This is a genomic window from Pseudomonas syringae pv. cilantro, assembly GCF_001293775.1.
In the GTDB taxonomy this organism is placed as follows: domain Bacteria; phylum Pseudomonadota; class Gammaproteobacteria; order Pseudomonadales; family Pseudomonadaceae; genus Aquipseudomonas; species Aquipseudomonas syringae_P.
The window spans coordinates 189,801-203,288 of record NZ_LGLN01000064.1 but is presented as its reverse complement, the minus strand read 5'-3'; the positions used below and the strand labels follow the sequence as shown (position 1 = coordinate 203,288).

11 protein-coding genes are annotated in these 13,488 nt (G+C 61.3%); 6 read left to right on the top strand and 5 right to left on the bottom strand.

All coding sequences use genetic code 11. The features are described from left to right. Window positions 1-86 precede the first annotated feature (86 nt). From ABJ99_RS15530 to ABJ99_RS15515, 4 genes are read right to left on the bottom strand one after another with little or no spacing between them, the layout of a single operon-like run. Window positions 87-947, bottom strand: coding sequence for an efflux RND transporter periplasmic adaptor subunit (locus tag ABJ99_RS15530; protein ID WP_054086542.1), 861 nt, complete (start codon window positions 945-947; stop codon window positions 87-89). Window positions 948-970: 23 nt separating this feature from the next. Further along, entirely contained in the window at window positions 971-1,171 is a 201-nt protein-coding gene (locus ABJ99_RS15525; protein WP_054086541.1) for a DUF1656 domain-containing protein, read from the bottom strand. Beyond that, window positions 1,161-3,347, bottom strand: a complete 2,187-nt coding sequence (locus ABJ99_RS15520) for an FUSC family protein (protein ID WP_054086540.1) — start codon at window positions 3,345-3,347, stop codon at window positions 1,161-1,163. The genes ABJ99_RS15525 and ABJ99_RS15520 overlap by 11 nt, the downstream gene beginning before the upstream one ends. Beyond that, window positions 3,344-4,810, bottom strand: coding sequence for an efflux transporter outer membrane subunit (locus tag ABJ99_RS15515; RefSeq protein ID WP_054086539.1), 1,467 nt, complete (start codon window positions 4,808-4,810; stop codon window positions 3,344-3,346). Before ABJ99_RS15515 ends, ABJ99_RS15520 begins: the two co-directional genes overlap by 4 nt. A 215-nt stretch (window positions 4,811-5,025) precedes the next feature. Here ABJ99_RS15515 and ABJ99_RS15510 point away from each other — a divergent pair, with 215 nt between their 5' ends. Continuing rightward, window positions 5,026-5,973: a LysR family transcriptional regulator gene (locus tag ABJ99_RS15510; RefSeq protein WP_054086538.1), complete on the top strand. Its 948-nt coding sequence runs from the start codon at window positions 5,026-5,028 to the stop codon at window positions 5,971-5,973. Between the two features lie 87 nt (window positions 5,974-6,060). Further along, window positions 6,061-7,035, top strand: a complete 975-nt coding sequence (locus ABJ99_RS15505; RefSeq protein WP_054086537.1) for a 2-hydroxyacid dehydrogenase — start codon at window positions 6,061-6,063, stop codon at window positions 7,033-7,035. Between the two features lie 51 nt (window positions 7,036-7,086). Here ABJ99_RS15505 and ABJ99_RS15500 read toward each other — a convergent pair whose 3' ends face one another. Next, complete coding sequence (locus ABJ99_RS15500; RefSeq protein ID WP_054086536.1) at window positions 7,087-7,989, bottom strand: DMT family transporter; 903 nt, start codon at window positions 7,987-7,989, stop codon at window positions 7,087-7,089. A 136-nt stretch (window positions 7,990-8,125) separates the two neighbouring features. On the opposite strand from ABJ99_RS15500, the gene ABJ99_RS15495 reads away from it, so the two are divergent. The 4 genes from ABJ99_RS15495 (at window position 8,126) to fecA (ending at window position 13,289) form a co-directional block, all read left to right on the top strand. Beyond that, window positions 8,126-9,010: an AraC family transcriptional regulator gene (locus ABJ99_RS15495; protein ID WP_054086535.1), complete on the top strand. Its 885-nt coding sequence runs from the start codon at window positions 8,126-8,128 to the stop codon at window positions 9,008-9,010. 100 nt (window positions 9,011-9,110) lie between these two features. After that, window positions 9,111-9,614, top strand: a complete 504-nt coding sequence (locus tag ABJ99_RS15490; RefSeq protein WP_054086534.1) for a sigma-70 family RNA polymerase sigma factor — start codon at window positions 9,111-9,113, stop codon at window positions 9,612-9,614. After that, complete coding sequence (locus ABJ99_RS15485; protein ID WP_054086533.1) at window positions 9,611-10,588, top strand: FecR domain-containing protein; 978 nt, start codon at window positions 9,611-9,613, stop codon at window positions 10,586-10,588. Before ABJ99_RS15490 ends, ABJ99_RS15485 begins: the two co-directional genes overlap by 4 nt. Before the next feature lie 352 nt (window positions 10,589-10,940). After that, window positions 10,941-13,289: a TonB-dependent Fe(3+) dicitrate receptor FecA gene (fecA, locus tag ABJ99_RS15480; protein ID WP_054086532.1), complete on the top strand. Its 2,349-nt coding sequence runs from the start codon at window positions 10,941-10,943 to the stop codon at window positions 13,287-13,289. The last annotated feature ends 199 nt before the right edge of the window (window positions 13,290-13,488 follow it).

Sequence of the window (13,488 nt, the reverse complement as noted above, 5' to 3'; positions counted from 1 at the left end):
GTTCCCGGCAGTTCGCGGACGAGTCCGCTCCTACAAAAACCGAGAGATCGCGGACAAACGAAGCGTCGCCCGATCCTCGACGATCATCAGCCGCCTATCGGCCTGACAATGACTGTGCAGGTCATGCCCGCGGCCAGCAATACGCCTTCCGGCACCTGATCCAGGTGAATGCGCACCGGCACGCGCTGGGCCAGGCGCACCCAGTTGAAGGTCGGGTTGACGTCGGCGATCAGCTCGCGGCTTTGTGGGTTGTCGCGGTCGTAAATGCCTCGGGCGATACTTTCGACGTGCCCCTTGAGGACTTCGCCGCTCATCAGTTGCAGGTCTGCCGGATCGCCCACGTTCAGGTGCGGCAATTTGGTTTCCTCGAAGAAGCCGTAGACCCAGAACGAATTCATGTCGACCACGGCCATTTTCGCTTCGCCTATGCGCGCATAGTCGCCGCGATGCACGTTCAGATTGGTGACATAACCGTCCACCGCCGCCAGCACCCGGGTGCGTGACAGGTTCAGTTCGGCGGCCTCCAGTTGCGCCTGAGCCAACTGATAATCGGCAAGCGCCGAAGTGGCGACATTGCTCGCGTCGTCACGGTTTTCTGCCGATATAACCAACTCATCCATGTCGGCGCGGCGTTTGGCGTTGAGCTTGCGCATCTCCCAGGTCGCCTTGCGCGACGCCAGCAGCGCCTGCGCCTGTCTGACGGCAATCCGGTAATGCTCGGGATCGATCTGCATCAGCAGATCGCCGCGCTTCACCCATTGATTGTCGCGCACCGGCACCTCCACCACGGTGCCCGACACATCGGCGGCCACGTTGATGATGTCGGCGCGCACCCGACCGTCGCGGGTCCACGGCGTCTCCATGTAATCGACCCACAGGGCCCGGCCGATCCAAAGCGCCACGGCCAGGACCAGCAAGGTGGCGATCAGACTGAACAACTTTTTCATCCAGAGCGTTCTCGAATCAGACATCAACGATAAAGGGGTAGCGCCAGTGCGCCGAACAGGCACACGAACAGGCTCAGGCGCAGCAACGCCGGGTGCCAGAAATGCCGATACAGATCGAAACCGGCCAGCAGGCGGTCCAGCCCCCATGCCAGGACCAGCGCGATCAGAAACATCAGGGTCAGGGTCGGCAGGTACAGACCATGGAAAGCTATTTCACGCGGCATGCGCCTGTCCTGAAGAAGTTTGATCAAGGCCATAGGCAGCCAGCGGCGACTGCGGGTCGAGCAGCGAGGTGCGGATAAAGTGCAGATAGCTTTTCACCCGACGCAACACCGACGTGTCGAAATGCGCGGCAAACGGTTCATCCGCGTCCTGCACGCGTTTGATCGCCTGATCAACCGCCAGCAGGCCCCGCTGCAGATTGACGGTGTCGGGCTGAATGAACAGTCGAATCAAGGCACGGCCCATGACCCGCAACGCGATGCGCCAGGGTTGGTATTCGGCGTAAGCGGGATGAATCGGCAGCACGGCCTGCTCACGGCGTAATTCGATGATCGCGTGACCGATTTCCAGCACCACGAACATCCAGCGCAGCAGCTCGCGCTGCACCAGCGGCTTACTGATGGCCAGACCGTAAGCCTGATGCATCAGGTCTCGGGTCTGGCTTTCGAAGCTGGAACCAAGACGATGCAGCGGCGCACTGATCGCAAACACCACCTGATTGCGCAGCGCCTGCTCCAGTCGCTGCCACATCCAGCGGCTGTTGGGCGGCAGGATGATCGCGCCGGCCGCCGCGCACGTCAGCATACCGATGACCATCGCGAGGTAATCGTTGATGAAGGTGTAAGGGTTGTAGACCGTCAGGTTATCCGGCACCGAGCCGAGGCTGAAAAAGATCAGCAGTCCCAGCCCGTATCCCGCCCATTGCGGCCGCGAACCGAGCAACGCGCCAAACATGAATACCGGTGCGAGCAGCACGCACAACAGCGCAAAACCGTCGATATACGGGAACAGAAAAAAGGTTTCGATAAAGCCCAGCAGCGCACCGAGCAACGTGCCGCAGGCCATCTGGAAAGACATGCGCTTCGGGTTATGGGTGGTCGATGACAGCGCCACAGTGGCGGCCGATGCCAAAGTCATGCTGGCGCCGCTGGGCCAGGCGGTCAGCACCCACCATGCACTCATCAGGCCGACCACACTGGTTGCACGCACACCCGCGGCCAGCGCCGTCAGCCAGTGGGTGCGCGACACGAAAGGCTCTTTCCAGCGCTCACGCACATGCGTGTGATCCGCCAGTGATGCATGGGTCCGGGCGTAATCGAGCAGTTCGCTGATCAGCCGGTACAGCAGCTCGAATGCAGTGTGAAAGTCCAGCCGCTCAGCCTCGCTCGGACAGGTGTTCTCAAGCTCGGCGCGCACGTTTCTGACCCGTTCTGGCCACTGCGCTTTGCAGTGCTCCAGCCGCCTGACCAAGACAGCGGCATCGTCATTGGTCAGGGCGCGGTCAGCAAAAACGTCGAGCAGCTCGGCCAGGGTTTGCAGACCGGGATCGATGTGCGTCAACACGGTCTCGGCGCGCTCGTTGCGAAGCCTTTCGAGCAATTGGTGCAGCGCGTTGAAACGTGTCGTAACCGCCATGAACTCGCTGTTCAGACGATTGAGCCGACCGTTGCGACGGCGCATGTGCGGGTCTTCGAACACCGTGACGCTACGCATGCCCTCAAGGCCGATGGCCTCGGCCACAAAACGCACGTTGCCGGTTTCGAATGCAGCGCGTGAAATATCGCCGCGCAGGCCGTCGCTCACAAAACGGGCGAAGACCCCGAAGTGCAGGTACAGCGCGTTGCGCATGGCGGCGCTGGCACTCTGCGGCAAGATCGCGGCACTCACTGCGGTTGCGCAGAGAATCCCGAGGGTGATTTCCAGTACGCGCCACACGGCCGCCATGAACGCCCCTTCAGGATGGGCCAGCGCCGGCAGACCAACCATCGCGGCGGTGTACCCGGCGAGCACAAAACCGTAAGCACGAAAATTGCGATAACGCGCAGCACCTGCCGAGCAGACCCCGACCCACAGCGCCAGACAGCCGAGAAAAGGCACCGGGTCTTGCGCAAAAAGCGCCATCAGCAACACCATCAACGCCGATCCGGCCAGCGTGCCCAGCAGCCGATAGAAACTTTTCGCAAACACCTGCCCGCTCTGCGGCTGCATGACGATGAATACCGTGATCAGCGCCGTGCGCGGCTGCGGCAACTCCAGACGCAGCGCCAGCCAGTAGGTGAGGAATGCAGCGATCAACACCTTGAAGAGGTAAATCCATGTCACCCCGTCGCTGCGCGCCCGACTGTTGAGTTCGCGTCGCCAGGGTAAAGCTGACAGGCGCTGCACGAGGGTGCTCATTGTTCCGGCGTTCCGCGCTCGTTGCCTGCCAAGACTCCGCCACCCAGCGCCACCACCAACCCGGCATACGTACTCAAGCGTGCCGCCTCGACCTGCTGCTGTATCTCCTGCTGATGGAAAAGCTGTGTCCGGGCGTTGAGTACGTTCAGGTAATCAGTCAGGCCGCGTTGCCAGGCGATCAGGGCGATGTCATAGGTCTTTTGCGCCGACGCCACCGAGCGGGCGGCGAACACCTGCTGGTTGTCCATTGATGCGCGACGAATCAATTGATCGGAAATACTGCGCAGCGCCATCACCAGCGTCTGGTTGTAATGCGCCACCGCCAGGTCATAACCGGCCGAGGCCTGGCCCAGTTGCGCACGCAAGTGTCCACCGTCGAAGATCGGCAGGCTGATGGCCGGGCCGACCTTGTAACCGAGTTTGCTGCCGCTCAAAAACTCCAGCAGGCCGCCGCCCGTGGCCATATAACTCAGGCTGCCGACGAGATCGATATCCGGATAAAAACCTGCTCGGGCGACATCGATACCGCGCGCCTGCGCCTCGACCTGCCAGCGAGCAGCCACCACATCGGGCCGCTGACCCAGCAGCTCGGCTGGCAATGCTGATGGCAGTTTCAATTCGCTGTGCAACGCCAATGCCGGCCGCTGCAACTCGACGCCCTGACCCGGCCCCTTGCCGGCCAGCGCCGCCAGTTGATTGCGATTAAGGGCAATGGCCTCCTCCAGTGCATCGATCTGCCGATGCGCTTCAGGCAAGGACGTCTCGGCCTGACTGACGTCGAAATGCGTACCGATGCCGCCTTTCAAGCGACGTTGTGCCAGGTCGAGTATCTGTTGCTGCTGCTCCAGCGCCGCCTCGGCGATGTCCAGACGGGCGTAGTTCAGGGCCAGTTGAATGTAGGCGCGGACGATATTTTCCTGTAATTCCAGCTGCGCCTGACGCAACTCGGCCGCGCTCACGTGTGCCAGATCGAGCGCCTGCTCGCTGGCATTGCGCTCACGGCCCCAGATATCGAGCGAGTAGCTAAAGCCCAGCGATGCATTGTTGTCCCAGGTGCGAGTATCGGCCAGGGCGCCAGGCCCATAAAACTGATCGTTCGGCCAGTCGTGGCGTTGCAGGCTGGCGTTGCTCTGGATCTGCAGCGATTCGTTCGATTCGGCAATGCCCGCCATTGCCTTCGCCTGCCGCACTCGCGCCGCCGCTATCGCCAGGCTTGGGCTGCCGAGCGTTGCAAGCTCAATCCAGCGGTCCAGTTGCGCGTCTCCATAGGCACGCCACCACTGCGCTGTCGGCCAACGGGCGTCGCGCGCAGCGCTCTGGATGGCCTGATCGGTCGCCAGACGGGCAGCGGGCAGCAGGCTGGCGTGCGGCTGGATGCCATGGGTTCCGATGCAACCGCTGATGACCAGCGTCAAAGCCAGAATAACGAGGGGTTTGAGCCCTCTGATGATGCGACGCGGCACAGCGAAAAATTCCCGAACGGAGGTGATACACAGGCGTTGGCGGCGATTCTAGGCGGCGCTCTGCGCGGCGATAAGCGGGGAGTTGTGTGAATCTTTGTTACCGAAACGGCGATAATGCTTTGGTCTGGCTGACATGCGCCCGTTACTTCATGTCACAATTTGCCATCACCCAGCGAAGTCCCCATTCAGAGAAGTAACCACTCAGAGAAGTACTCATGGACACCCTGCAAAACATGCGTGCCTTCAGTTGTGTGGCGCAAGCGGGCAGCTTTACCGCTGCCGCTGCCGTGCTGGACACCACAACGGCCAACGTCTCGCGCGCTGTCTCCAATCTGGAAGCGCACTTGCAGACCCGTTTGCTCAACCGCACCACCCGCCGCATCGCACTCACTGAAGCGGGCAAACGCTACCTGCTGCGTTGCGAACAGATTCTCGCGTCGGTGGAAGAAGCCGAGGCCGAAGCCAGCGACGCCCACGCGCGCCCGGCCGGGCAGCTCAAGGTGCATTCGATGCCCGGCGTCGGCCAGCATTACGTGATTGATGCCATCGCCCGCTATCGACGCAATCATCCTGACGTGGCGTTCGACCTGACCATGACTCATCGGGTGCCGGACTTGCTCGAGGAAGGCTTCGACGTATCGATCGTGCTGGCCAGCGAACTGGCAGACTCGGGTTTTGTGTCGCAGCGGCTGGGCATCACTTACAGCATCGTGTGTGCATCCCCCGAATACGTCAAAACCTTCGGCATGGCGCACAAGCCCGCAGACCTTTTGAACCACGCGTGTCTGCGCCTGGTGAGCCCGGTGTTCCCACTGGAGAAGTGGCTGTTCGACGGTCCGGATGGCCAGGAAATGGTCACCATCAACAGCTCGCCATTGCTGGTCAATTCGGCGGACGCGATGAAAACCGCGATTTCCAGCGGCATGGGCATCGGCATCCTGCCGATCTACTCGGCCATCGAAGGCTTGCGCAACGGCACGCTGGTGCGCGTGCTGTCCGACTATCGTTCGCAGGAACTGAACCTGTACGCCATCTACCCGTCGCGCCAGTACCTGGACGCAAAGATCAGGACCTGGGTCGAATACCTGCGCGGCTCGCTGCCGGAAATCCTCGCGGCCGATGAAGCCGACTTGCACGTACAGGCACTCAAGGCGTCCTGCTGACATCGTACAACTGCAAAAAGCGGCTGCCAAAGAGCGGGCAGGAATGTTAGCGTGCTACTCATTCAATCGCTCAAGAGTGACTGCCCGATGAAAAAAACCGTACTCGCCTTCAGCCGTGTTTCTCCTGAAATGGCTGAGCGTCTGTCGCAAGACTTCAACGTGATCGTGCCTGACCCGAAGAAGGGCGACATCAACGCGCAGTTCGCAGAAGCACTGCCCGAGTCCCACGGACTGATCGGCGCGGGCCGCAACCTGGGTCGCGAACAATTGCAGAACGCGGCGAAACTGGAGGTGGTGTCCAGCATCTCGGTGGGCTACGACAACTACGATGTCGGCTACCTCAGCGAGCGCGGCATTCTGCTGACCAACACCCCGGATGTATTGACTGAAACCACCGCTGACCTGGGTTTCACTCTGATCATGAGCAGCGCCCGCCGCGTCGCCGAACTGGACGCCTACACCAAAGCCGGGCAGTGGACCCGCAGCATCGAAGCGCCGCAGTTCGGCACTGACGTGTACGGCAAGACGCTAGGTATCGTCGGTATGGGCAATATCGGCGCAGCGATTGCGCGACGCGGTCGTCTGGGCTTCAACATGCCGATCCTGTACAGCGGCAACAGCCGCAAGACTGAACTGGAACAGGAACTGGGCGCGCAGTTTCGCAGCCTGGACCAACTGTTGGCCGAAGCGGATTTTGTTTGCCTGGTAGTGCCGTTGAACGAGAAAACCAAACACCTGATCGGCCGTCGCGAGTTGAGTCTGATGAAGCCCGGCGCCATCCTGATCAACATCGCGCGTGGCCCGATTGTCGATGAACCGGCGCTGATCGAAGCCTTGCAGAACGGCACTATTCGCGGTGCCGGTCTGGACGTCTACGAAAAAGAGCCGCTGAGCGAATCGCCACTGTTCCAGCTCAAGAACGCCGTCACCCTGCCCCACGTCGGCTCGGCCACCACCGAAACCCGCCAGGCCATGGCCGACCGCGCCTACCACAACCTGCGCAGTGCGCTGCTGGGCGAACGCCCGCAGGATCTGGTCAACCCGCAGGTGTGGAAGGGCTGAGTGTCATACCGCTGTCGATCGTTCCATGCATGAGGAACGATCGACACTGGCTCAAGCCAGCTTGCCACCGACCACAATGGCAACCGGCCTGGCTTTTCTGAACACCAACACATTCCCCGCCATCACCAGCACAAGCCCCAGCAAGGCGGCCAGGGTCCACTGATAGCCTTCGAGCCATGTCGAGATGTTCAGCGCCACGATCGGGAACAGCACGGTGCAATACGCTGCGCGTTCCGGGCCCATGCGCCCGACCAGGGTCAGGTAGGCGGTAAAGGCGATCACCGAGCCGGGTATCACCAGATAAAACAGCGAACCGACATAGCGGGTGTTCCACTCAAACGTGAACGGTGTGCCGCTGAGCACGCAGTAAATGCCCAGAATGCTCGCGCCGTAGAACATCCCCCAGGCATTGGTGGTCAGCGGGCGCAGACCGGCTTTCTGTTGCAGGCTCGACAGCATGTTGCCCGCTGAGAAACATAGCGTGCCGAGCAATGCCAGCCCTAGGCCGAGCAGGGTTTCGTGGCTGGCACTGTGCCCGGACAGCTCGGGCCAGAACAGACACGTCAGCCCCAACAGGCCCATCGCGCCGCCCGCCAAGACGTTGCCAGCGATTTTCTGGCGAAAGAATACACGCGCATTCAGTGCATTCCACAACGTCGAGGTCGAGAACACCACGGCGATCAGGCCGCTGGGGATCCATTGGCTGGCGGTGTAGAAGCACATGAAGTTGACGCAGAACAGGCACACACCTTGCGCCAGACAGATCAACTGGCCGCGACGATTGACCGGTTGCAGACGTTTGCTCAGCAGCAAAAACGCGAATAGCACCAAGGCCGCCAGTGCGAAACGATAGACGATGGAGACCGGAATGGCGACGTCGCCAAGTTGAAGTTTCAGGGCGATCCAGGTCGTGCCCCAGATCAGCACGGTAAGCAGATAAAGCGAGATGTTCATGGCGCGGCTCCTCAATGAGCCATCAGTCTGCTGCGTCCTGTGCACAACCCGCTTGCATAATCTTGCGCTTTTGATTGAACAGCTAATGGCAGGGGCACGGGCGGCGAGTAGGATACGAAGCCTAAAAGGAGTCTCCATGCCAGCCATTGAATCCATCCAGGTTTTCCAGGCCTTGAACAGCTCACCGCATGCCCGTCTGGAGCAGAGCGCGCCGCTGGGTGACGGGTTGGTGGCAGCGCAGTGGAACAATCGGCATGACTCGCAGGAATATCACGCGCCGACTCACCACACCTTGTCGTGCTACATCGCAGACGGCACCGGTACGTTTCGGCGTGGTCAGCCGGATCGAAAAGGCGCGCCGGGCAAGCTTTGCATACTGCCCGCAGGCCACGAGTCGGCCTGGGTGGTGAATGGCGAGATCCGTCTGGCGCATTTGTATTTCAGCCCGCAACACTTTGCGCTGGGCTGCATCACGCTGCTGGATCGCGAGCCGCGCGCGATGCAACTGCATGAAAACACCTTCCTGGAAGACCACGCACAAGCGGCCCGCTTTCAGCAGTTGATCCGCCTGAACTGGGCCGAGCCCGGCGAGCGCCTGCTGACCAGCAGCCTGGCGCACGAGATGGTCAGCCATGCGCTGCTCAGCCAGGCAGGGTTGCGCGAGGGGTTACGCCTGAAAGGCGGACTGGCTCCGCATTTGCGGCGTCATCTGGTGGACTTCATCGAAATGCACCTCGCCGACCCGCTGAGCCTTGGCCAACTGGCGGCGCTGTGCGCATTGTCGGAATATCACTTCGCACGCATGTTCCGCGAAAGCTTCGGGCTGCCGCCGCATCAATACCTGTTGGCACGACGCATCGACAAAGCCCGCCGGTTGCTGCGCCAGACCGCAACGCCCCTCGGCGAGATCGCGCTGGCTTGCGGTTTTGCCAGCGCCAGCCACTTCAGCAACCGGTTTCGTCAGGCGGTGGGCGCAACGCCCGGTGAATATCGACTGGCGTTGGGGTCTGTTCGGCCCTGACCGGAAAAATGCAACGCAATATGAATGATAAATATTCTCATACGCAACAGAGTCTGCCAGAATCCACGCCATCATTGAACCCCGTGGATTGTTCTCCGAGATGCACACCGCCCTTTCCGCTCTCAATCACACTGTCGAAGGCCTTTATGAGGCACACAACGCCTGGCTGACGAACTGGTTGCGGCGCAGGCTCGGCTGCCCTCACAACGCGGCAGATCTGGCGCAGGACACCTTCATCAAGGTGCTGGGCGCACGTGATACTGCGCAGATCATCGAGCCGCGTGCGTTCCTGACCACCATCGCCAAGCGCGTGTTGTGCAATCACTTCCGGCGTCAGGATCTGGAGCGCGCCTACTACCAGGCGCTGTGCGAACTGCCGGAAAGCGTGGCGCCTTCGGAAGAAGAGCGGGCGATCATCCTCGAAACCCTGGTAGAGCTGGATCAGCTGCTGGACGGCCTGCCCGCGCCGGTCAAGCGCGCGTTTCTGATGTCGCAGGTCGATGGGCTGAGCCACGGGCAGATCGCTGCCGAGCTGGGTATCTCCATCGCGACGGTCAAGCGCCATCTGAGCAAGGCCGCTTTGCGCTGCTACTTCGCGTTATGAACCCGGCCAGCGCTTCTCTGAACCGATCCGATATCTCGCCTGCGGTGGCGCAGCAAGCGGTCGACTGGCTGCTGGAAATGCAGGAAGGCGCGCTCGACGCCCGCCGACAGCTGGCCTGGCAGCTATGGCTCAACGGCAATTCCGAACATCAGCGGGCCTGGGCGCACATGCAACGGGTCAATCAGCGCCTGACTGGGCTGTCCTCGCCGCTGACCCATGCGACCCTCAATGCGCCGAAATCCACCAACCGTCGGCATGCGCTGAAGCTCTTGTTGCTGCTGGGCGCGGGCTCGGCGGTGGGATGGAGCTTGCGCGAGCAGATCGCCCTGCAACCGTTACTGGCCGACTACACCAGCGGCGTGGGCGCTCAACGCAAAGTAGCGTTGAGCGACGGCAGTCAGGTGCAGTTGAATACCGCCAGTGCGGTCGATGTACGTTTCGATGCACAGCAGCGGCTGATCAAGCTGTTACAGGGTGAAATGCTCATGAGCGCCTCGGCGGATCAGCGGCCGTTGAACCTGCTGAGCGCCGAGGGCACAGTGAAAGCGTCGACCGGCAGCAGCCGTTTCAACCTGCGCCAACTGGACGGGCGCACGCAACTGGCCGTGTTTGCCGGCGCCATTGAAGTCGCCCCGGCGCACAAAAGCGGACCCGGCTTGATGCTGCGCGCCAGTCAGCAGGTCACGTTCAGCCGTGATGCCTGGGACAGCGTGCGTACGGTGGATGCGAGCAGCGGCGCGTGGGCCGACGGCATGCTGGTGGCGTCGCGCATGAGGCTGTCCGACTTTCTCGCCGAACTGGGGCGCTATCGGCGCGGGCGTTTGAACTGCGACGCAAAAGTGGCCAGCCTGTTGATCTCCGGCAGTTACCCATTGGCCGACAGCGAACGCATCCTCGACATGCTCGAACTCGCCCTCCCCGTGCGCGTGCAACGCTTCACCCGTTATTGGGTGAACGTGCAGGCGCGGGTTTGACAGAGACTGCTCGTTCCTACGCTCGCTGAGGAGCTCATAGTTATACATAAGTCTGTTTTTGATTCTGGCCGAAGGCCGTGGAAGCGAACCGGGCGACGGTTCGCTTGTTCGCGAAGGNAACAAGTTCGCTCCCACAGGGGGGTTGCGTTCAGCCTGCTAATGCAGCTTTGAGGCCGAATCAACTACCGGCTTCTGGCTCTTCATGGCTTGTGTATAACCATGAGCGCTCTAGCGTGGTGCGGAACGCCAAGTGGGTCTTTGCAAATAATTTCAAAACCCGTGAGCCGTTTTTTGTTGCTCGCGTGACAGACAGGGAAAGCATCTCTCAACCTTCCGGCCAAAGGACTCCTGCATGTCAGCCCGCCCTACCCAACTCTCACCGCTGGTGCGCACGTTGCGCCATGTCATTTTCGGCGCCAGCCTTTCGGTCGGCAGCCTGTCGATGGCTTATGCTGCCGATGTGGCACCCAAGGTGTATCACATCGCACCGAGCGAGCTTGAAGCGGCGCTGAGCCAATTCGGTCGCGAATCCGGCGTGCTGATTTCCTACGGTTCGCAGATCACCAGCGGTCTGAAAAGCCGTGGGCTGGAAGGCCAGTACACACCTGAGCAGGGCCTGAATGCCTTGCTCGAAGGCACCGGTTTGCAGGCCATGGCGGACGGCAACAACGGCTTTACCCTGCAATCGGCCAATGCAGTTGGCGCGCCGATCGAGCTGGGCGCATCCACGGTGGTCGGTGACTGGCTGGGTGAAGCGCAGCAGACCAATGTCTTCGAACACCCCGGCGCGCGTGACGTGATCCGCCGCGAAGAATTCGAGCGGGTCGGCGCAACCTCGGCGCGTGAAGTGCTCAACCGTATTCCCGGCGTCAATGCACCGGACAACAACGGAACGGGCAGCCACGACATGGCGCTGAACTTCGGCATTCGCGGCCTCAACCCGCGTCTGGCATCACGCTCCACGGTATTGATGGACGGCATCCCGGTGCCGTTTGCGCCTTATGGCCAGCCGCAACTGTCCTTCGCGCCGATCAGCATGGGCAACATGGACGCAGTGGACGTGGTTCGCGGCGGCGGCGCAGTGCGTTACGGCCCGCAGAACGTGGGCGGCATCGTCAACTTTGTGACCCGTGCGATTCCTGACGCACCAACCCTCAAAGGCGGCATCCAGACCGAAACCAGCCCGTCGTCCAGCCATGATGGCTTCAAGACTACTGGCAACCTGCTGGCCGGCGGCACCGCAGACAACGGCCTGGGCGGCGCGATTCTGTATTCCGGCGTGCGCGGCGGTGACTGGCGCGAGCACAGCGACACCGAAATCGACGACCTGATTCTCAAGGGTAAATACCAGATCGACGAGGCCAACAGCCTCAACGCCATGGCCCAATACTACGAAGGCGAAGCGCAGATGCCCGGCGGCCTCAACGTCGCCGACTACGATGCCGATCCGTATCAGTCGACGCGCCTGAAAGACAAGTTCTGGGGCCGCCGCACGATGTTCAACTTCGGTTATCGCTACGAACAGGATGCGCGCGTTTTCACCGCCAACACGTTCTTCACCAAGACCCTGCGCAGCGGCTACCTCGACCAGGGCAGCTTCGTTTCCCTGTCGCCCCGCGAATACTGGGTGCGCGGCCTGGAAACACGTTTCTCGCAAGGCTTCGCGCTGGGCGAAACCTGGCATGAAGTCGGCGTCGGCTATCGCTACGTCAACGAAGCCGGCCATGAACTGCGCTATCGCGAACCGGTGACTGGCGAGCTGCCAACCACCGGCAGCCGCAACGACCGCGATACGCGCGGCGCGACCGAAGCGCATGCGTTTTATATCGATGACCGTATCGATATCGGCAAGTGGACCATCACGCCCGGCGTTCGCTACGAGATGATCGACACCGCGCAGAACAACAACCTGACCAACGCCCGGTATCAGGGCGACTACAGCACCGCGCTGCCCGCGTTGAATGTGCTGTATCACCTGACCGACACCTGGAACCTGTACGCCAACACCGAAGGTTCGTTCGGCAGCGTGCAGTACAGCCAGATGCCCAATCGCGTGACCGGGGATGAAGTCAAACCGGAAAAGGCACGTACCTGGGAGCTGGGCACGCGTTACGACAACGGCAACCTGCGGGCCGAGATCGGCGCGTTCCTGATCAACTTCGACAATCAGTACGACAGCAACCAGACCAACGACACCGTGATCGCACGCGGCGAGACGCGCCATCAAGGTATCGAAACCAGCGTCAATTATGCGCTGGAAGGGCTGAACCCTGCACTGGCCGGCTACGATGTCTACGCGACCTATGCGTTCGTTGACGCGACGATTCGTGAAGACGGCCCGAACAAGGGCAACCGCGTACCGTTCTCGTCGAAACATAAAGGCACCATGGGCGTCAGCTACACCGAAGGGCCGTGGAAGTTGAACCTGGACAGTTCATTCCAGAGCGATCAGTTTGCCGACAACGCCAACACGGCAGCCGAAAGCGCCGATGGCAGCACCGGCAAGATCCCTGGCTACATGCTGTTCAGCACCCGCGCCAACTACGACTTCGGCCCGCAACTGTCCGATCTCAATGTCGCCGTCGGGATGAAGAACATCTTCAACCGCCAGTACTACACCCGCTCGTTCGACGACAACAACCGCGGCAAATATGTCGGCGAACCGCGCACGGTGTACGTGCAGACGTCGGTTGCGTTCTAGTTTTCAGGGCCATAGTGGACTGGCCGACGCTTCGCTGGTCCACGATCTGCCGCAATTGTAGGAGGGGCCGGGCGTCGCTTCGCTCGTCCGCAATATCTCGGTTTTGTAGGAGCGGACTTGTCCGCGAACTGCCGGGAACCGGCAGTAAACCGGTGCATACGTTACATCAGGTACAACCGAGGTAGTCTGGATCCGGGCC

Coding starts and splice junctions, on each gene's coding strand:
- ABJ99_RS15530 (WP_054086542.1), bottom strand. CDS start 947: ATGAAAAAGTTGTTCAGTCTGATCGCCACCTTGCTGGTCCTGGCCGTG.
- ABJ99_RS15525 (WP_054086541.1), bottom strand. CDS start 1,171: ATGCCGCGTGAAATAGCTTTCCATGGTCTGTACCTGCCGACCCTGACC.
- ABJ99_RS15520 (WP_054086540.1), bottom strand. CDS start 3,347: ATGAGCACCCTCGTGCAGCGCCTGTCAGCTTTACCCTGGCGACGCGAA.
- ABJ99_RS15510 (WP_054086538.1), top strand. CDS start 5,026: ATGGACACCCTGCAAAACATGCGTGCCTTCAGTTGTGTGGCGCAAGCG.
- ABJ99_RS15505 (WP_054086537.1), top strand. CDS start 6,061: ATGAAAAAAACCGTACTCGCCTTCAGCCGTGTTTCTCCTGAAATGGCT.
- ABJ99_RS15500 (WP_054086536.1), bottom strand. CDS start 7,989: ATGAACATCTCGCTTTATCTGCTTACCGTGCTGATCTGGGGCACGACC.
- ABJ99_RS15495 (WP_054086535.1), top strand. CDS start 8,126: ATGCCAGCCATTGAATCCATCCAGGTTTTCCAGGCCTTGAACAGCTCA.
- ABJ99_RS15490 (WP_054086534.1), top strand. CDS start 9,111: ATGCACACCGCCCTTTCCGCTCTCAATCACACTGTCGAAGGCCTTTAT.
- ABJ99_RS15485 (WP_054086533.1), top strand. CDS start 9,611: ATGAACCCGGCCAGCGCTTCTCTGAACCGATCCGATATCTCGCCTGCG.
- fecA (WP_054086532.1), top strand. CDS start 10,941: ATGTCAGCCCGCCCTACCCAACTCTCACCGCTGGTGCGCACGTTGCGC.